Annotated in this window: 20 protein-coding genes; 8 read left to right on the forward strand and 12 right to left on the reverse strand. The window is 68.1% G+C overall.

Features of this window, described 5'->3' with window-relative positions; genetic code table 11:
- Positions 1 to 25: 25 nt before the first annotated feature.
- Genes D9X30_RS03265 through D9X30_RS03285 form a run of 5 tightly spaced genes read right to left on the reverse strand, consistent with a single transcriptional unit; the run spans position 26 to position 5048 of the window.
- Positions 26 to 1309 carry a VanZ family protein gene (locus D9X30_RS03265; protein ID WP_194946453.1) on the reverse strand — a complete coding sequence of 428 codons (1284 nt, stop codon included), beginning with the start codon at positions 1307 to 1309 and terminating at the stop codon, positions 26 to 28.
- A gap of 50 nt (positions 1310 to 1359) precedes the next feature.
- On the reverse strand, positions 1360 to 2076 hold the full coding sequence (locus D9X30_RS03270; protein WP_153946169.1) for an ABC-type transport auxiliary lipoprotein family protein: 717 nt from the start codon (positions 2074 to 2076) through the stop codon (positions 1360 to 1362).
- Positions 2077 to 2119: 43 nt separating this feature from the next.
- On the reverse strand, positions 2120 to 3061 hold the full coding sequence (locus tag D9X30_RS03275; protein WP_194946452.1) for an MlaD family protein: 942 nt from the start codon (positions 3059 to 3061) through the stop codon (positions 2120 to 2122).
- Positions 3061 to 3921, reverse strand: coding sequence for an ABC transporter ATP-binding protein (locus tag D9X30_RS03280; RefSeq protein WP_153946167.1), 861 nt, complete (start codon positions 3919 to 3921; stop codon positions 3061 to 3063). Before D9X30_RS03280 ends, D9X30_RS03275 begins: the two co-directional genes overlap by 1 nt.
- Positions 3918 to 5048, reverse strand: a complete 1131-nt coding sequence (locus D9X30_RS03285; protein ID WP_153946166.1) for an MlaE family ABC transporter permease — start codon at positions 5046 to 5048, stop codon at positions 3918 to 3920. The genes D9X30_RS03280 and D9X30_RS03285 overlap by 4 nt, the downstream gene beginning before the upstream one ends.
- A gap of 138 nt (positions 5049 to 5186) precedes the next feature.
- Here D9X30_RS03285 and D9X30_RS03290 point away from each other — a divergent pair, with 138 nt between their 5' ends.
- From D9X30_RS03290 to D9X30_RS03300, 3 genes are all read left to right on the forward strand, one after another.
- Positions 5187 to 6086: a biotin--[acetyl-CoA-carboxylase] ligase gene (locus tag D9X30_RS03290; RefSeq protein WP_502799600.1), complete on the forward strand. Its 900-nt coding sequence runs from the start codon at positions 5187 to 5189 to the stop codon at positions 6084 to 6086.
- Positions 6083 to 6910: a type III pantothenate kinase gene (locus D9X30_RS03295; protein WP_153946165.1), complete on the forward strand. Its 828-nt coding sequence runs from the start codon at positions 6083 to 6085 to the stop codon at positions 6908 to 6910. The genes D9X30_RS03290 and D9X30_RS03295 overlap by 4 nt, the downstream gene beginning before the upstream one ends.
- Before the next feature lie 62 nt (positions 6911 to 6972).
- Positions 6973 to 7764, forward strand: a complete 792-nt coding sequence (locus D9X30_RS03300; protein WP_153946164.1) for an SPOR domain-containing protein — start codon at positions 6973 to 6975, stop codon at positions 7762 to 7764.
- A gap of 48 nt (positions 7765 to 7812) precedes the next feature.
- Here the strand turns inward: D9X30_RS03300 and rfaE2 are convergent, their stop codons facing one another.
- From rfaE2 to D9X30_RS03330, 6 genes are all read right to left on the reverse strand, one after another.
- A complete protein-coding gene (rfaE2, locus tag D9X30_RS03305) occupies positions 7813 to 8307 on the reverse strand; it encodes a D-glycero-beta-D-manno-heptose 1-phosphate adenylyltransferase (protein WP_153946163.1) in 495 nt (164 codons plus the stop codon).
- A gap of 94 nt (positions 8308 to 8401) precedes the next feature.
- Entirely contained in the window at positions 8402 to 9247 is an 846-nt protein-coding gene (locus D9X30_RS03310) for a ferritin family protein (RefSeq protein WP_153946162.1), read from the reverse strand.
- A 132-nt stretch (positions 9248 to 9379) separates the two neighbouring features.
- On the reverse strand, positions 9380 to 10558 hold the full coding sequence (locus tag D9X30_RS03315) for a patatin-like phospholipase family protein (protein WP_153946449.1): 1179 nt from the start codon (positions 10556 to 10558) through the stop codon (positions 9380 to 9382).
- Positions 10559 to 10620: 62 nt separating this feature from the next.
- Positions 10621 to 11523: a PhaM family polyhydroxyalkanoate granule multifunctional regulatory protein gene (locus D9X30_RS03320; RefSeq protein ID WP_228770788.1), complete on the reverse strand. Its 903-nt coding sequence runs from the start codon at positions 11521 to 11523 to the stop codon at positions 10621 to 10623.
- Between the two features lie 51 nt (positions 11524 to 11574).
- Positions 11575 to 12399 (reverse strand): enoyl-CoA hydratase/isomerase family protein, encoded by an 825-nt coding sequence (locus tag D9X30_RS03325; protein WP_153946161.1) that lies wholly within the window; start codon positions 12397 to 12399, stop codon positions 11575 to 11577.
- 165 nt (positions 12400 to 12564) lie between these two features.
- Positions 12565 to 13545, reverse strand: coding sequence for a fumarylacetoacetate hydrolase family protein (locus D9X30_RS03330; protein WP_153946160.1), 981 nt, complete (start codon positions 13543 to 13545; stop codon positions 12565 to 12567).
- 114 nt (positions 13546 to 13659) lie between these two features.
- On the opposite strand from D9X30_RS03330, the gene D9X30_RS03335 reads away from it, so the two are divergent.
- From D9X30_RS03335 to D9X30_RS03350, 4 genes are all read left to right on the forward strand, one after another.
- Positions 13660 to 14532: an IclR family transcriptional regulator gene (locus D9X30_RS03335; protein ID WP_153946448.1), complete on the forward strand. Its 873-nt coding sequence runs from the start codon at positions 13660 to 13662 to the stop codon at positions 14530 to 14532.
- Positions 14533 to 14557: 25 nt separating this feature from the next.
- Positions 14558 to 15562 (forward strand): DUF3108 domain-containing protein, encoded by a 1005-nt coding sequence (locus D9X30_RS03340; protein ID WP_153946159.1) that lies wholly within the window; start codon positions 14558 to 14560, stop codon positions 15560 to 15562.
- A 46-nt stretch (positions 15563 to 15608) separates the two neighbouring features.
- A complete protein-coding gene (pcaD, locus tag D9X30_RS03345; RefSeq protein WP_153946158.1) occupies positions 15609 to 16439 on the forward strand; it encodes a 3-oxoadipate enol-lactonase in 831 nt (276 codons plus the stop codon).
- 215 nt (positions 16440 to 16654) lie between these two features.
- On the forward strand, positions 16655 to 16912 hold the full coding sequence (locus D9X30_RS03350; protein WP_061956410.1) for a BTH_I0359 family protein: 258 nt from the start codon (positions 16655 to 16657) through the stop codon (positions 16910 to 16912).
- 82 nt (positions 16913 to 16994) lie between these two features.
- Here the strand turns inward: D9X30_RS03350 and D9X30_RS03355 are convergent, their stop codons facing one another.
- Complete coding sequence (locus D9X30_RS03355; RefSeq protein WP_153946157.1) at positions 16995 to 17387, reverse strand: rhodanese-like domain-containing protein; 393 nt, start codon at positions 17385 to 17387, stop codon at positions 16995 to 16997.
- Between the two features lie 239 nt (positions 17388 to 17626).
- On the opposite strand from D9X30_RS03355, the gene D9X30_RS03360 reads away from it, so the two are divergent.
- Positions 17627 to 18691 (forward strand): homocysteine S-methyltransferase family protein, encoded by a 1065-nt coding sequence (locus D9X30_RS03360; protein ID WP_153946156.1) that lies wholly within the window; start codon positions 17627 to 17629, stop codon positions 18689 to 18691.
- Positions 18692 to 18701: the final 10 nt, after the last annotated feature.

Raw genomic sequence — 18701 nt, forward strand, 5'->3', positions numbered from 1 at the left:
CGCCAGCGGCATGCGCCGCTGACGCCTACTTCGATTCCTGCCGGGTTTCCGTCGCGGCGGCCACGGCCCGCGCCGTTGCGCGGCGCTGGGCGCGCTTCTGCAGTCGCCGCCGCAGCGTGATCTGCTCGAAGCGCCAGACCACGTAGAAGAAGGCCAGGAACGGCCATACCCAGCCCAGCCATTGCGCGAGGCTGTTGAAGTGCACCAGGCGGCCCATGCGCCAGCCTTGCTCCGAGATCCACGCATACGGGTTCGGCGGCAGGATATTGGTCAGTATCACCAGCCCGGTCAGCGACACCACGGCCAGCACGGCGCGCAGCCAGCGTGGCACGCGCAGCAGCAGTACCAGCACCAGCGAGCTGGTCAGCAGGGCAAAGCGCCCGCCTTCGGACAGCCAGTTGAACGCGTTGTCGTCGGGAAACTGCAGTTCCGCGACGCCGGCCTTGATCATCAGCGCGGCGGTCAGCAGCGCCGCCAGGATGCGCAGCATCGGCGCGGTACGCCGCATGGCCACCGATGCAAACAGGCCGGTGCCGATCCAGCTCGATGCCGTCACCATGGTTTCCAGCAGCAACTGGTTCTGCAGGTCGTCGGGCCGCAGGTTGATGCTGTCCTGCCAGGCGATCAGCGCCGGAAAGTAGGCCTGTACCCACATCATCGGCCAGGAATCGGGATCGGTCAGCCATTCGCGCACGATGCCGCCCATGCCGAACAGGTGTTCCTGCGGAAACACCTGCGCGAACGGCCACAGCACGATCAGCACGATCGCAAAGCTGGCATGCGGCTCGAACCACGCCATGCGCAGGCGGGTCAGGTTGCCGCGGTCGATCAGCGCGCTGGTAAACGGCGCCACCACGGCGGCCCCCAGCAGCGCGCCCAGCGCGTTGGTGATCAGGTCGATGTTCGACGGGATCCGGGTGGGCAGCCAGGTCTGCAGGGCTTCCATGACCGACGACAGCAGCGCGCCGGCCACCAGCGCGATCAGCGTGGCGCGCGCGCCCGATACGCGCGGATGCAGCGACAGCACCACGAGCGCGCCGAACGGGCAGTAGCCCAGCACATTGGTCAGCAGGTCGAATTCGGTGATGTAGCGCGGCTTGGGCGCGGTCAGGAAGGCGAACGGCGAGATGCCGTTGTTCAACCATCCCGAAAACGGATACAGGCTGGCGTAGACCACCAGCAGCGTGAAGCAGATCAGCCCCACACGCGCCAGCGGCGAATGACGTGGCAACCAGCCCTCCAGCTCCGGCTGCGGCGGGGCCTCTGGGGGCGTCGGGGGCGAAGGAGGCAGGTGCGTATCCGGTGCCATTGACTGCGTGAAACCTTACGGCCTGATTCGCACTATAGGCTTTCCGCGCCTCATTGGCGCGGGGGCGTGGGCGTGGGCGTTTCGTCGGTCGGCAGCGGCACCGCGTTGCGCCCGGGCGGGTTCGCGCGCGGCAACGGCGCCGGGCCGGCTGCGGCGGCGGCTTCCAGCGGCAGTGTGGCGGCCCAGTCGAGGATGGCGGCGATCACCGCATCGCTGCTGGCCGACAGCGCCTTCACGCCGCCGGCGCCGTCGGGGCTGGGCGCCGGCAGCTCGGCGACGAAGGTCTTCTGTCCGATCAGTGCCTTGTGGAATACCGTGGCCCGCGCGCGCACCACGCCGCGGCTGCTGGTGGGCGAGTCGAAGACCTGCTCGAAGCCCAGCAGGTCGACCTTGACGGCCGGCACGCTGGTGTCGCCGTACCACGTGAGTTCGCCGCGCCCGGACACCGCGTCGCGCAGGCGGTCGTCGAAGAGCCGCGTCGGAGCGTCCACCCAGCGTTGCGTGGCGTAGGCCTGCAGCCGCTGGGCCTGGGTGTATTGCAGCCGGTAGTAGATGCCCCGGCCGTCCATCCACGTCGGGCCGCCGGTATCGGCCACGCGCAGCTTGGGCAGGCGGGCGGGCGGCTGGGACGGTGCGGCGGCAAGCGGGCCCAGGTCGTAGGTGGTGCTTGGCTTGGCGGGCGACAGCACGCTGCAGCCGGACAGGGCGGTCAGGGCGGACAGCGCCATCAGCATGACCAGCGAGGCAAGGGCGGAACGGGTTTTCATGGTGGATCCCGACGGTGGGTCTGACGCATGGCGTGGCGGCGGTTCAGGGGGCGCGGAAGCCCGGCTCGCCGGGTCCGGGGGCCACGGCCGAGCCGCCGAACAGCACGCTGCTTGGCTGGTCGTTGAACTGGCCGGCCGCACGGTCGATGCTGCGTGTGGCCTGTCGGGCATCGCGCGCCAGCCCGTTGATCTGCGGCAGCGTTTCCTGGGTGAAGATACCGGCCGCCTGCTGCACCGAATCGGCGGCGCCCTGCATGTTTTCGCCCACGCGGTTCACGGTGCTCATCACCGTGCCATGCGGGCTGGCCAGGTCATCGGCCAGCCGGCGCGTGGACGCCAGCGTGGCGTTCAGGTTGTCCACGGCCTGCGGCAGGCGGGCGGCCGCGGGCTGCAGCGACGCGGCCAGCTTCGAATAGTCGTCGGCGGTCTTGTGGACCGACTTGATGGCGGCCATCAGCTCGTCGCGGTTGGTGGTCTGGAACATCTCGTTGAGCGACGACATCAGCGTTTCGGTCTGGGTCAGCAGCGAGTCGCCGCGCTTTTCCAGTTCCTCGAAGAAGCCCGGCCGCATCACGATGCGCGCCGGTTCGCGTGCCGACGTATGCAGCGGCGGCGAACTGGCGGCAGCGCCATCCTCGCGCGCGGTGTCGTCCAGCTGCACATAGGCGATGCCGGTCACGCCCTGGAAGCCCAGCGTGGCATAGGTGGTGCGCGTGATCGGCGTGTCCTGGTTGACGCTGATGCGCACGATGATCTGGCCCGGCACCTGCGGATCGAACTTGATCGACAACACCTTGCCGACATCCAGGCCCCGATACTTCACGTCGGCCTGCGGTCCCAGCCCGTTGACCGTCGAACGCGTAATCAGGTCGTAGGGCACGCGCACGGCGTGGTCACTGCTGAACCAGAACAGCGAGAACAGCACCAGGATCGCCAGTCCGATGGTGAACACGCCTGCCAGGAAGGCGTTTGACTTGTTTTCCATCAGGTCTCTCCAGTATTTCCAGTTGGCGCGGCCGGACTGCCGGGGCCCTTGAGGGCGGGCAGCGCCTGCAGCGCGCGCTGGGCGCGGTCGCCCAGAAAATATTCGCGGATGAACGGGTGATCGACCTTGATCACCTCGGCAATGGGCGCGGCGGCCAGTACCTTGCGGTCGGCCAGCACGGCCACGCGGTCGGACAGCGCCACCAGCGTGTCCAGGTCGTGCGTGATCATGACCACCGTGAGGCCCAGTTCGCGGCGCAATTCGCGGATCAGGGCCACATAGTCGTCGGATGCCATCGGATCAAGGCCCGCCGTGGGTTCGTCCAGAAAAACGAGTTCGGGTTCCAGCGCCAGCGCACGCGCCAGCGCCACGCGCTTGATCATGCCGCCCGACAGGTCAGACGGCATCTTGTCGGCGTCCTTGGCCGACAGGCCCACCAGTTGCAGTTTCAGCAGCGATGCCTGGCAGATCAGGTTGTCGGGCAGCGCGCGCATTTCGCGCAGCGGCAGCGCGATATTGTCGATGACCGACAGCGCCGAAAACAGCGCGCCGCGCTGGAACTGCAGGCCCCAGCGGTTGCGCAGCGTCTGCAGCTGCGCGGCGTTCAGGCTGGCCGGGTTCTCGCCGAACACCTTGATGGTGCCCGACGTCGGCCGCTCCAGCCCCACGATCTGGCGCAGCAGCACGGTCTTGCCCGTGCCCGAGCCGCCCACGATCGACAGCACCTCGCCGCGATAGACGTCCAGGTTCAGGCCGTCGTGCACGACGTTGTCCCCATAGCGTTTGACGAGGTTGCGCACCTCGATGATCTTGTCGCGCGGGGTGTCGGGGCCGACTTGCGGCGTGGCGATGGTATTCATAGCCCGACGTTCTTGAACAGGATGGCAAAGACCGCATCGGCCAGGATGACCACGGTGATCGACGTCACCACCGATGCCGTGGTGCCCTGGCCCAGGCTCTGCGTGTTGGGCTTGATGCGCAGCCCGAAGTGGCAGGCGGTCAGCGCAATCAGCATGCCGAACGCCACGCCCTTGCCCAGGCCCAGCCACAGGTTGGCCACCGGCACCGCATCGGGCAGCTGGCGCAGGAAGAACGCGTAGCTGATGTCGAGCTGGTAGCGCGCGGCCACCATGCCGCCGGCCAGCGCCATCACGTCGGTCCACGCCACCAGCAGCGGCATCGAGATGGACAGCGCGATCACGCGCGGCATGATCAGCCGGAAGCCGTGCGAGATACCCATCACGCTCATCGCGTCGAGTTCCTCGGTCACGCGCATCACGCCGATCTGCGCGGTAATGGCGGAGCCCGAGCGGCCGGCAATCAGGATGGCGGCCAGCACCGGCCCCAGTTCGCGGATCACCGCCATGCCCAGGATGTTGACGATAAAGGTGCTGGCGCCGAACGTGCGCAACTGGTTGGCCGACAGGTAGGACAGCACGATGCCGATCAGGAACCCGACCAGCGCCGTGATCCCGAGTGCCTTATAGCCCACGTTGTAGACATTCGCGGAGATCTCGCGCCACGGGCCGCGATGCGGCGCGCGCGCAAACCGCAGCAGGTCGAATGCCAGCTGGCCCAGCATGGTGATGCCGTTGGCCAGCTGGGCGAAGAACGACAGCAGTTTGGCACCCAGCAGGGTCACCGGATTGAAACGGTCGACCATCGTCTTGCGCCAGCCGTCGGTGCGCAGGTTCTGGATGCGCTCGAACACCCGGCGCTGGCCGTCGTTCAGGGCCACGCGCTCGGGCATGCGGCCGTTCCAGGCCTGCCAGATCAGTTGCGCGCCGATATGGTCGAGCCGGGTCACGCCGGCCAGCGACCATTCGGCATGCTGGGGCGCCTCGGTCAGTTCATGCAGCTGGGCGCGTAGGCCGCGCGCCTCATGGCAGCCGGCAAGTGCAAGAGCCGTCCAGTCCCCTTGCAGCTGTATGCTGCAGGCTCCGTCCTGGCGCGAGATATCAATGGCGGGCGTCGGCTGGCGATCCAAAAGCGGCGATGATGTGATGGCGGAGTCTCGATTCTATGCTACCAACCCGGGTCACGCGACCGGACATCCGCTGACACGGCCACGGCTACAATCTCGCCAGACTCCGCGCCATGATTCGCCCCGCCGGATGGATTCCAGATGCCTGCCGTCCCCATGCCAGACTTTCCCGATGCCGCCCCCGACCACCGTCCCGCCGATGCCGCCAATGCCGCCGCCCTGCCGGCATGGCGGATCGACACCGACACCCTGCGCCAGGCGCTCGCTGGCGGCCCCGCTCGGTCATGGCAGGTCGAGGTCGTGGCGGAAACCGGCTCGACCAATGCCGACCTGACCCAGGCCAGCCGCAGCGCGCCATGGGCCGACGACGCGCACGTGCGCGTGGCCTACCGCCAGACCGCCGGTCGTGGCCGGCAGGGGCGGCCCTGGCAGGGCGCCGGGCTGATGTTTTCGGTGGCGATGCCGCTGGCGCTGGCGCCGGCGCGGCTCAGCGGCCTGAGCTTGGCCGTGGGGCTGGCCGTGGCCCAGGCGCTGGAAGACTGCGACGCCGCCTGCGGCGCGCGCGTGGGCCTGAAGTGGCCCAACGACCTGCAGATCGACGGTCGCAAGCTGGCCGGCATCCTGATCGAATCGGTGCCGGCCGGGCCGCAGCGGCTGTGGGCGGTGATCGGCATCGGGCTGAACCTGATACGCGACGCCGGCATGGAAGCGGCGCTGGGCCGCGAACTGGCAGGTGTGTCCGAGGCCATGGCGTCGTTCGATCCGCAGCGCGACCCCACACGCATCCTGGCCGCCGTGCTGAACCGGCTGGCCGCCATGCGCGCCACGTTTCTGGCCCAGGGCTTTGCGCCGCTGGCGCCGGCGTGGTCGGCGCGCGATGCCTTCCGCAACGAGCCTGTGCGCCTGCTGCATGACGGGCAGGTGCTGACCGAAGGCCTGGCGCGTGGCGTGGACAGCGACGGCCACCTGCTGCTGGAAACCGCCGATGGATTGCAACGCATTGCCAGCGGCGAGGTGTCGCTGCGCGGAGCCACCGCATGAGTACGCTGCTGATCGACATCGGCAATACACGGCTCAAATGGGCCTGGTGCGACGATGACGTGCCGGCTCCGGCCCCCGCGGCCGGCGCACTGCCCACGCCCTGGCAGCACGCCGGCGCGACGGCACATGCCGCGCCCGCCGAGCGGGCCGCGCTGCTGGGCACGTGGCAGCAACTGGCGGGCAGCCGCGTACCGGCGGTGTGGATCGCCAACGTGGCCGGTCCGACGCTGGCGGGCAAGGTCGATGCGTTGCTGGTGGAGGCCTTCGGCAGCGCGGCCGCGCTGACATGGGTACGCACCACGGCCGCGCATGGCGGGCTGGCCAACGGCTATCGCGAGCCGACCCAGCTTGGGGTGGACCGCTGGGTGGGCAGCATCGGCGCGCATCGCTGGCTGCCGGATCAGACATTGCTGATCGTCACGGCGGGCACGGCCACGACACTCGACATCGTGACCCCCACGCCCGATGGCGCCCGGTTCGAGGGCGGCCTGATCCTGCCGGGCCTGCAACTGATGCTGGGCACACTGGCGCGCAATACCGCGCAGCTGCCCGAACTCGATGTGCGCGATACCGGCGCCGGCGCCACGCGCGCGGTGCGGGCGTTGGGCGCAGACAACACTCACGATGCGATTGCGGCGGGCTGCCTGGCCGCGCAGGCCGGCGCGGTCGAGCGTACATGGCGGGCGCTGGCCGAACGCGGCCCGGTACGCTGCCTGCTGTCGGGCGGCGCGCGGCACGCGGTGGCCGGGGCGCTCGCGATGCCGTTCGAGATGCACGATAATCTTGTGCTGCTTGGGCTGCATGCGATGGCGCTGCCCGCCTAAGCCCCTGTCATCCTCGCCGGCCAGCCTTTGCCGGTGCCCATCACTCGACCGACTCGCGCCAAATGTCCCGGAGAGGCCTGACTGTCCTGCTGCTGATCCTGCTGATCGCCAACCTGCTGATGCTGGCGGCCGTGCTGGGCGTTTTTGGGCCGCATCCGCTTGGCGGCACGCTGGAGAGCCCACGCGAGCCGCAACGTGTGGATCAGCAGGTGCGCCGCGAGCGCATGGAGATGCTGCCCCAGCCCGCCGAGGCGTCGGCGCTTGCGCCACGCAGCGAGATGCCCGCCGGCGCAGCGCCCGCGGGCAAGGCGGCGCCGGGCAGCGTGACGCTGGCCGCCGCGCCGGCCGATGCCTGCCTGGAGATGGGCGGCTTCACGTCGCAGACCGTGCAGCGCGCGAAGGAAGACCTGGCCGCCGTCGCGGCGGGCTCGCCGCTGACGGTGGAACAGTTCGAACGCAGCGAGCAGGTGCGCTGGTGGGTCCATCTGCCGCCCCAGCCCACGCGCGAGAACGCCGACCGCAAGCTGGCCGAGCTGCGCCGCCGCAAGGTGACCGATGTGTCGGTCGTAAGCGCCGATGACCCCGAGTCGTACACGGTATCGCTGGGCCTGTTCCGCGAGCGCGAGCGGGCCGACCGCTTCCTGGAAACGCTGCGCGGGTTGGGGGTGCGCACCGCGCTGGTCAGCGACGCGCCGCGTGCCGTGTCGCGCCAGTGGCTGCGCGTGGCGCACGCCGACGAGGCTGTGCGGACCCGCATGGATGAAGTCCGCCTGCGCTACGGCGCGGAGTTGCTGCAGTCCTGCAAGGGGATGACGCAGGCGCGCGGCGAAGGGAGCGCCGCGCGGGCGGGGTAGGGGGAGCCGCGCCACCAGGGCCGCATCACCATGGCGGCCGGCAAGGTGTCAGCCGTGCGCCCGCACCTTCGTCAGCAGCTTGGTCGTCGAGCGGTCGTGCAGGAACGGGATGGCATAGGCCTGGCCGCCCCAGCTGCGCACCAGGCGGGTTTCTTCCAGCGTATCGATGTCGTAGTCGCCGCCCTTCACGTAGATGTCCGGACGCACCAGGCGGATCAGTTCCACCGGGGTCTGCTCGCGGAACATCGCCACCAGATCCACCGATTCCAGCGCGGCCAGCAGGGCCATGCGGTCCGCTTCGTGGTTGAGCGGACGGTCGTCGCCCTTGCCCAGCATCTTCACCGACGCATCGCTGTTCACGCCCACCACCATGCTGGCGCCCAGTTCGCGCGCCTGGGCCAGGTACGTGGCGTGGCCGCGATGGAGGATGTCGAACACGCCATTGGTAAAGACCAGCGGGCGCGGCAGCGCGGCCACGGCGGCGTGCAGCGCGGCGATGTCGTCGGCGGGTACCAGCTTGGATTCGAAGGCGGGTGCGGTCATGGATCGGGTCGGGAGAGGGGCGGCGGCGCCCAAAATGAAAAACCCCATCGTAGCCGACGGGGTCTCGTTGCAGCGGCCGGAACCGGAAAATCCGTCAGGCCTGGGCGGCCTGCAGGTTTGCGTTCAGTTCCTTGCGGTAGCGGTTCAGGTCCTGCACCGATTCGAACGTGCGCTCGAACAGCAGCGACATATTGTGCAGAATCCGCTCGATCACCTTCTTTTCCCAGACCTCGTCGAAGCGGATCTGCTCGTCGAGCCAGTGTTCGAGCCAGTCGGGGTCCGGCAGGCGCGACTGCACGGTGTCGTTCGGGAACAGCGCCTTGTTCACGTGCAGGTTCGTCGGGTGCAGCGGCTTTTCCGTGCGGCGGGCCGATGCCATCAGCACGCCGATCTTGGCGAAAGCCGCGCGGGCGTTGTCGCCGAACTGGTGCAGGTACTTCTTCATGTAGCGCAGGTAGGCGCCGCCATGGCGCGCTTCGTCCTGCGACAGCGTGCGGTAGATGTGCTTGATGACCGGTTCCGAGTGCCATTCGGCGGCGCGGCGGTACCAGTGGTTCAGGCGGATCTCGCCGCAGAAGTGCAGCATCAGCGTTTCCAGCGGCGGGGCCGGGTCGAACTCGAAGCGCACGGCGTGCAGTTCCTCTTCGGTCGGCACCAGGTCCGGGCGGAAGCGGCGCAGGTACTCCATCAGCACCAGCGAATGCTTCTGCTCTTCGAAGAACCAGATGCTCATGAAGGCCGAAAAGTCGGAATCGTGGCGGTTGTCGCGCAGGAACATCTCCGTGGCGGGCAGGGCCGACCACTCGGTGATCGCATTCATGCGGATGGTCTTCGCCTGGTCGTCAGTCAGCAGGCTCGGGTCGAAGGTATCCCAGGGGATGTCCTTGTCCATGTGCCAGCGGACCGCTTCCAACGATTTGAACAGTTCGGGGTAGAGCATGCTAAGCCTTTGAAATTACGGGCGGATTCTACCAGACAAGAATCATTCTCGAATGTTTTCTCTACTCCGTTTTAGCCCTGATGCGATGGATTGCCCGGGCGGAGCGCCTGGCAGGCGTTAAAAATGTCGCGGCTACGACACTTCCGACATTTCCTGTGCCGTGGGCTTGGTTTCCGGCACCACGCCGTACAGGAAGGCGGCAATCTCGTCGGCCTGGGCGGCCGCGTCGCGTTCGCCCAGCGCCAGCAGCGCCTGTGTGAATTCGGGCTCGAACAGCAGGTAGCTGGCGAACGCGGCGCCGCGTGCCTCGGTGCCGCCCAGCGGCGACAGCAGCGCGCGCACGGTGCGCGGCAGCCGGTGCAGGTGCTCGGCGGCAATGGCCTCGATGGGTTCGCTGGGCGAGACGGTCATCACCTGCACGGGGCGCCAGCCTTCGGCATCGTTGGCCATCTCGGGCATGCGCGACAGCAGCCGGTTGATATGCATGAGCCGTTCGATGTCGGCCTGCAGGCCATCCAGGAAGATGCTGGCCAGCGCCTGGCCGCCCACTTGCGCCAGCGACGGGTAACCGCCTGACGGCACCGTATCGAACCACCCCGCGCGCTGGCGCGACGCCGCGCCGATGGCCAGGATGCGCGAGGCGCCCAGATGGATGGCCGGCGACAGCGGCGACATCTGCCGCATCGTGCCGTCGCCGAACCATTCGTGATGGCCTTCGATTTCCAGCGGCATGGCCGGGAACAGGAACGGGATCGATGACGAGGCCAGCAGGTGATCCACGCCGATGGCGGCCTCGACGGCCAGCCGCTGGCTGCGCTGCCACGGATGGATACGGCGGTGCGACTGGTAGAACGTGATGTGGCGCCCGGTGCTGTATGACAGCGCCGTCACGGCGAACGCGTGCAGCGCGCCGCTGTCGAGGCTGGCCTGCACCCGCCCGGGTTCGAACAGTTCGGTCAGGAAGCTGCCCAGCGGCGCATTGTCGAACAGCGCGCGCGGTGCGCGGCGGGTGATCCAGCCGAAGGCCAGCGACGACAGCCAGCGCGCGCCCGACACACCCATCTGGACCGCATCGGTCCGGTACACGTCGTCGGCATGCAGGCTGTGCCAGAGCGCCGCCAGCGTGTCGGCCGCGGTGCGGAAATCGGCTGCGCCGGTAGCCAGCCCGGCGCCATTGATGGCCCCGGCCGACGTGCCGGCAATGATGCCGAACGGCACCGGGCAGTGGTCCAGCCCATGGCGCGCCGCGATCTTTGCGATGCCTGACAGCACGCCGGCCTGATATGCGGCCCGCGCGCCGCCGCCCATCATCACCAGCGCCGTGCTCTGGCGCTGGCTGGCCCGTGCGAAGGCGCTGGCGGGCGTGGCCGTGGTCACTCGGAGCCGTCCTCGGGCGCGCCCGGCGTGCCGGTGTGGGACCTGGTGGCGGCACCCTTGGCCGGCGCCTTGCCTGCGGCGCCCTTGGCCGTACCCGTCGCAGCGGCCTTCTTCGCTGCAGGCTTCCTTGCCGCAGGCTTCTTCGCGGCGGCCTTGCCCGCTGCAGGCCGGGCCTTGCCATTGGCGTCCGGCTTGCGCTGCGCGGGCGGATCGCCTTTCACGCCGGGCTCCACGCCCTCGGCGCCGGGGGCTGCCCCCGCGCCGAAGCCGGCCATGCCGGCAAATGGCGTGGCGCCGGCTGCCGCGGCACTGGCGGCCGCTGCGCTGCTGGCGATCTGCGAGAACTGCTGCTGCAGCAGGTTCCACCACAGCGACGCGTTGGGCGGCAGCGGGGCCTCGCCGGGCCGGGCCGATGCCGCGTCGCCGTCAGCCTGGGCCGCAGGCTCGGCGGCTTCCGCGCCGTCGGGTGGCGCGTCATCGTCGTCCGGCTCGTCGTTTTCGGCGTCGGCCTGTGCCTCGGACACAGTCTGGCCCGTGCCGAACGGGTGGTGATGCTGCGGGGGATGCGCGCTGGGCGCGTTGGCGGCGCGGGCGACGTTTTCCATCGCGTTCTGCATGGCCTCGGGCGACAGCGCGTTGCCGAACGTCTGCAGGGCGACCAGCGTGGCGCGCTGTACCTCCAGGCCCTGGATGGTCGTGCGCAGCAGGTTCGCGTTCAACTGGAGCCAGCTTTCCACGGCCTTGAGGTCGTGGATGCGCTTGTCTACCTCATCGAGATCCATCGGCGGCGTCATGGCGCCCAGGCCTGGCATCAGGCCGCCGGGCATGCCGCTGCCGGTGGCCCAGAGCTTGCGCAGGAACTCGAAGCTGTTGCCGAAATCGGGAATCTGTCCAAACATGGTGCGGCACCCCTGTCGTGTGGGCCATCCGCGCGCAAGGGCGACGGCCGGTTACTGGAATTCGGGCGGCCGCTTCTGACGCAGGCTCGCCATGCCTTCGTGCACGTCGGGGCCGGCAAAGCCCATGAATTCGAGCGCCAGCGAGGTATCGAACGCGGGACCGGCCATGCGCAGCCAGTTGTTGAGCGCGTACTTGGTCCAGCGGATGGCGGTTTGCGACCCCGCCGCGAGACGGTTGGCCACCTCGAACGCCTTGGCCACCAGTTCGTCTTCCTCCACCGCCAGCGATACCAGGCCGATCCGCTCGGCTTCCTCGCCGCTGACCGACTCGCACAGCATCAGATAGTACTTGGCCTTGGCCATTCCGCACAGCAGGGGCCACACGATGGCGGCATGATCGCCGGCGGCCACGCCCAGGCGGGTATGGCCGTCGACGATGCGTGCGGTCTTCGACGCGATCGAGATATCGGCCAGCAGCCCCGCCACCAGCCCGGCGCCCACCGCCGGGCCGTGCATGGCGGAGACGATCGGCTTGTCGCAGTTGATGACGTTGTAGACCAGATCGCGGGCCTCGTGCCAGACCCGCGTGCGGGTTTCGAAATCGTTGGCCATGTCCTCGACCAGCGCCAGGTCCCCGCCGGCCGAAAAACCCTTGCCTTCGCCACGGATCAGGGCTACCCGGATGTCGGGATCGGCCGAGACGTCGCGCCAGATCTCGGCCAGCTCGCGGTGCATGTTGGCGTCGGCCGTGGCCAGCTTCTGGTTGGCCGACTGCGCCGCGCCCATGATCACTTCAAGCACCGGGCCGTGGCGGCGCAGCGTCAGGGCCTGGTAGCGGGCCAGGCGGGGGGAGAGCGTGTTGGCGTCGGCGGTCATGGGGCGAATTCCGGAAAGAAGGCGCCGGCAAGGGCGCGGGGCAAGGCGATGATCCGGCCGATTTCCCGACCGGGCGGTCGGGAAATTATAGGCGCAACCGTGCGGTCTGCCGCAAGCCGGGTTTGGCCCGATGCGCCCGCTTGCGGCGCCGGCTGGCCGGCCCGGTCAGCGGGCCGCCACCACCTGGTCGATGGCGCCGAAAATCGACTTGCCGTCGGCATCGAACATCTCGATGCGCACGGCGTCGCCGAACTTCATGAATTCGGTCTCGGGCTTGCCATGTTCGATGGTCTCGATCATGCGCTTTTCGGCGATGCAGGCGTACCCCTTGCTGCGGTCGACGTTCGAGATGGTGCCCGAGCCGACGATGCTGCCGGCGCGCACATTGCGGGTCTTGCAGATGTGGGCGATCAGCTGGCCGAAGTCGAACACCATGTCGGTGCCGCAGTCGGGCGCGCCCACCTTCTTGCTGTTCCAGTGCACGATCATGGGCCGGTGGACCTTGCAGTCGCGCCAGGCGTCGCCCAGTTCGTCTGGCGTGACCGCCACGGGCGAGAACGCGGTGGCCGGCTTGCTCTGGAAGAAGCCGAAGCCCTTGCCCAGTTCGGCCGGAATCAGGTTGCGCAGCGACACGTCGTTGGCCAGCATCACCAGGCGGATGGCCTCTGCGGCCCGCTCGGGCGTGGCGCCCATGCGCACGTCGCCCGTGATCACGGCCACTTCGGCCTCGAAGTCGATGCCGAACGCCTCGTTCGGGCAGACGATGTCGTCCTGCGGGCCGATGAAATCGTCGGACCCGCCCTGGTACATCAGCGGATCGGTCCAGAATTCGGGCGGCATCTCGGCGCCGCGCGCGCGGCGCACCAGTTCCACGTGGTTCACGTAGGCGGAGCCGTCCGCCCACTGGTAGGCGCGCGGCAGCGGGGCCATGCAGTCCTTCGGCTGGAACGGGAAGGGATGGCGCGCCCGGCCCGCGTTCAGCGCGTCGTACAGGTCCTGCAGCTGCGGCGCGTAAAAGGGCCAGTCGTCCAGCGCGGTCTGCAGCTTGCCGGCGATTTCGGTGGCAAAGTGCGCGGTCTTCAGGTCACGCGAGACAACGACCAGCTGGCCGTCGCGCGTACCGTCCTTCAGGGTGGCGAGTTTCATGCGAAATCGAACATTGGCAGGAATGAATGGCCGGTAGTCTACCGGAGCGGCCCGGGCTGGCCGCGGGCCGCGTATAGAATGGCCGGCATCACATTCCTGTTTCCCGAGCTGCGCATGACCGCTGTGGACGATGACGATTCCCGCGACGACCTGGCACACGAGGATGGCCGCGACGACGCCAAACGCGCCGGCATCCAGTCCATCGAGGTGGGATTCCGGCTGCTGCAGGCGCTGGCCGCATCGCCGCGCGCGATGATGCTGCGCGACCTGGCCGCCGCCGCCGGCATGAGCCCGGCCAAGGCGCATCGCTACCTGGTCAGTTTCCAGCGCCTGGGCGCCGTCACGCAGGACGCCGTGAGCCAGCGTTACGACCTGGGGCCGTTCGCGCTGCAGCTTGGCCTGGCCGGCCTCAACCGGCTGGACCCGGTGCGCAAGGCGCGGCCCATCCTGTCGCAACTGCGCGACGAGATCGACCAGACCGCCGGGATTGCCGTGTGGGGCAACCATGGACCCACCATCGTCCACTGGGAAGAATCGAGTCATCCGGTCAGCGTGAGCCTGCGGCTGGGCGATGTGATGCCGCTGCTCAATTCCGCCACGGGCCGGCTCTATGGCGCGTACCTGTCCCGACGCCAGACACTGCCGCTGATCGAGCGTGAACTGGCCACGCGCGGCAATGCCGCCCTGCCCGACATGCCCGCGTCGCTGGCCGACTACGATGCCATCTGCGCCGACGTGCGCAAGCGCGGCGCGGCGCGTACGCGTGGCGGCGTGCTGCCGGGCATCAATGCCATCTCGACGCCGGTGTTCGACGCCAACGGTCATTTGGCGATGGCGCTGATCGTGCTGGGCGCGCAAAGCGTATTCGATGCAGAATGGGGCGGCGCGGTAGACCGCCGTGTGCGCGATATCGCGCGACAGATTTCGTCGGAACTTGGTTATCTTGGCGACAGCCAGCCGTCCGCAAGGGACGGAGACCCCTCATAAGCGTCCACGGCGCCTGCGCCGATGGATGGCGGTGATCGCACTGGTGGCGATCGTGCACGCGCTGTTGCTGTTCAGCCTGGTGCGCGCGCCGATCCCGGCATTGCCCGATCCGCGCGAGACGCCGCCGGTCGAGGCGGTGCTGCTGCCTCCGCCCAAGCCCCCGGCGCCGCCCGCCCCGCCGCGTCCGGCGCCAAAGCCCGCGCCGAAGACCCAAACGCCCGTTCCTGCCCCCGAACCTGCCAGGGAGCCTGCCGCGCCGGCGCTGGCCACGGCCGAGAGCGGCGATACCTCGGCCAGCACGGGCGCGGGCGGCACCGGCACAGGCACCGCCAGCCCCAGCGCCCAGCCGGCGCCGGCCGAGACGCCGGCGCCCCCCACACCCCCCGGGCCGCGCTATATGGCCCCCCCTTCGGTCACCCTGCGCTACGCCAGCTTCGTCAATGGCGTGCAAAACCCCGACGGCATCATCCGATGGGAACAGGACGGCAAGCACTACCGCCTGGCCGTTGAAACGCGCGTGCTGTGGTTCCGCTTTGCATTCCAGAGCAGCGGGGACATGACCGATCGCGGACTGGCTCCCACGCGCTACGAGGAAGCGCGCCGCAGCAAGGTGGAAGTGGCACGCTTCGATCGCGCTGCCAATACCGTGGTGTTTGAAACGCGTGGCGGCCAGGTGCCGATGCCCACCGCCTTCCAGGACCGCTTCAGCATCTTCCTGCAGCTGGTGGGCTGGGCGCGCGGCGACCCGCAGCGTTATGCCACGCCGGGCGTGGTCGAGTCGTTCAACGTGGCCGACACCCGCGAAGTCGAGCCGATGCAGGTCCAGTACGTGGGCGAAGAAGATATCGACATCGGCACCGACGTGGTGCGGGCGCGACACTTCGTGAGGCTTGCGCGTCACCCCAATGACAAGCGGCGCGTGGAAATCTGGCTGGCGCCGTCGCTGAACTGGATGCCTGCGCGGCTTCGTCAGACGGAGCCCGATGGCACTCAGATCGATCTGGTCTATCGTAGTAGTGAAGGGCGGTGATGCCGTAGCCGCGGTGACACGTGTTGACCACGCGGGAGACTGAAACATGCCTGACACATTGGCGCAGCGAATACGGGCTGGCGACGTCCAGCTGCAGGCGCGCATCGATGGCCGGGAAGGGCCATGGGTGGTCCTGATACATGCGCTCGGTGCGAATCTGACCCTGTGGGACGATACCGCCCGTCATTTGTCTGACCGCTATCGCGTGTTGCGATTCGACCTGCGCGGCCACGGCGGCAGCGACGCGCCGGTGGGCGCCTACACGATGACCCGGCTGGCCGACGATGCCGTGGCGCTGATGGACGCGCTCGACATCGGACAGGCCCATGTCTGCGGCGTATCGGTCGGCGGCATGGTGGCCCAGACGCTGGGTGTACGCCATCCGGACCGTCTGCTGTCACTGACCCTCGTGGATACGATCGACCATACGCCGATGGAAGCCCACCCGATGTGGGCCAACCGGATCGGGCAGGCCGAGGCGCACGGCATGGCGGGCTTGGCGCCGTCGACAATGGAACGCTGGCTGACGCAGCCGTTCCGCGCGCAGCATCCCGACCAGGTGGAACGTATCAACCGGATGCTGCTGGCCACGCCAGTGCAGGGTTATGTGGGCGTGGCGCAGGCCATCGTGGCCTTCGACCTGGCGGACGCGATCGGCCGTATCCATTGTCCGACCCTGGTGGTGACAGGGGATAAGGACGAAGGCGCGCCGGTTTCGATGGCCCAATCCATTGCGCAGAAAATTCACGGTGCGAAGCTGGAGGTACTACCCGACGCCGCGCACCTGTCGTTTATCGAACAACCGGAACGCTTCCATGCGATCTTCGATGCGTTCTTGGGGCATGCGGCATGTGGCGGGCAGTGTGATATTCCGTAACGCCATTGGGAAGATCGCAACACAGTAATGTCAGGCGCTCAAGAAACTTGCGGCGGGCGCCGATGCCCAAACATAGGAGGGAAGCAACGGCACGCAAAGGTTCGTCCGGGCAGCAAAAACTTGAATTACGGACGACTACCCTCAGCTTGGAGAGGAAATCGCGTCATCCCGGCAGGCTTGGGACCGGCGCCAACCATACGCCAGGAGGTAGTGCGATGCAAATGATCTACAACAGCGACAACTATTGCATTGTCGAGTTTGGCGCAGATGTCGAGCATGCGACCCTTGCCTCGGGCGGCTACGAAATCGTCGACAAGAACCTGAAACGCGAAATTTTCCTCGGCGGTCATATGGCCGAGACCTTCCGCGCCGACGTGACGCGTCTGATCGAAAGCGAGCCATCCGTGGAGGAAGTCGACGAGTTTCTGGGCAAGTTCGACACCGTCATGAACAATCCGCTGGTGATGCACTGAGCATTGCCGGCACGGCCCAAATGAAAGCCGCCCGCTTGCCAAGCGGGCGTTTTTCATTGGCGCGTCAGGGCGGCGGGGTGGTTCAGTATTGCTCCCACGGCAGCCCGTCGTGCCGCCAGCCGTTGACGGTATTGCGATGGCGATGGGCGTCGAGATCGCCCTCGAAACCGTGCAGCACGTTGTAGACGGTGGTGAAGCCGGCCCCCTCCAGCGCCCGGGCGGCCGCCGACGAGCGGTTGCCGCTGCGGCAGATCAGCACCACGGGCCGCGCCGATACCTGTCCGGCCAGTTTCTTCACAGCCTGGACGAAGTGCGGATTGACCTCCCAGTCGGGGCCGTCGTTCCAGGGCACGTTGTGCGCGCCTTGCGGATGGCCGACAAACAGGTATTCCATCTCGCTGCGGCAGTCGATAAAGAGCGCATCGGGCTCGGAGCCGAGCAGCGCCAGGGCATCGTTGGGGCTCAAGTGTTGCATGGGAACTGACGAAAATCGGACGAAAGCGAACGATAGCCGACGGAATGAAGGTGGGTTCGTGGCGAATACGTCTCCTAGTGTAGGCGCGCTGTCTCCGGCTGACAACCGCGCCGGGCGCGCCAGGTCGGGGCCGGGCGCCCGCCCGCAATCCCTTGATCTACCTGATAAAATCGCCCTCTTGCCCAAATTTGCGCATTCGGCCGGCCGGCCGGGCGCGCGCATCACGACCAGGCCCCACCATGAGCGCAGTCCATTCCGCCCCCCGCCCCTATACCCGGGCCGCCAGCCTGCCCCGGCTGCTGCGTGAACGCATCCTGATTCTCGACGGCGCCATGGGCACGATGATCCAGCGCTACAAGCTGGGCGAGGCCGAGTACCGTGGCACGCGTTTCGCCGACCATCCGGTCGATGTGAAGGGCAACAACGAACTGCTGCTGCTGACGCGTCCGCAGGTCATCAGCGAGATCCACGAGCAGTACCTGGCCGCCGGCGCCGACCTGATCGAGACCAATACCTTCGGTGCCACGGGCGTGGCGCAGGAAGACTACAAGATGGCGTCGCTGGCGTACGAGATGAACGTCGAGGCGGCCCGCCTGGCGCGCGCTGCCTGCGACAAGTACAGCACGCCCGAGAAGCCGCGCTTCGTGGCCGGCGCATTCGGCCCGACGCCGAAGACGGCCAGCATCAGCCCCGACGTCAACGACCCCGGTGCGCGCAATATCACCTTCGAGGAACTGCGCGATTCGTACTACGAACAGGGCAAGGCGCTGCTCGAAGGCGGCGCCGATGTGTTCCTGGTCGAGACGATCTTCGACACGCTGAACGCCAAGGCCGCGCTGTTCGCGATCGACCAGCTGTTCGAGGACACCGGCGAGCGCGTGCCCGTGATGATCTCGGGCACCGTGACCGACGCATCGGGCCGCATCCTGTCGGGCCAGACCGTGGAAGCGTTCTGGAACAGCCTGCGCCATGCCAGGCCGGTCACGTTCGGCCTGAACTGCGCGCTGGGCGCCACGCTGATGCGCCCGTACATCGCCGAGCTGGCCAAGGTGTGCGACGCCGCGGTGTCGTGCTATCCGAACGCCGGCCTGCCGAATCCGATGAGCGACACGGGCTTCGACGAAACGCCCGATGTCACGTCCGCGCTGGTGGAGGAATTCGCCGCCTCGGGCCTGGTGAACCTGGTGGGCGGCTGCTGCGGCACCACGCCCGATCACATCGCCGCCATCGCCCGCCGCGTGGCCGACAAGACGCCGCGTGCCTGGCCGGGCCAGTATCGCGAAGACGCCGAACAGGCCGCCTGAACACATCGTA

Source organism: Cupriavidus sp. U2, from assembly GCF_009663685.2.
GTDB classification, from domain to species: Bacteria; Pseudomonadota; Gammaproteobacteria; order Burkholderiales; family Burkholderiaceae; genus Cupriavidus; species Cupriavidus necator_C.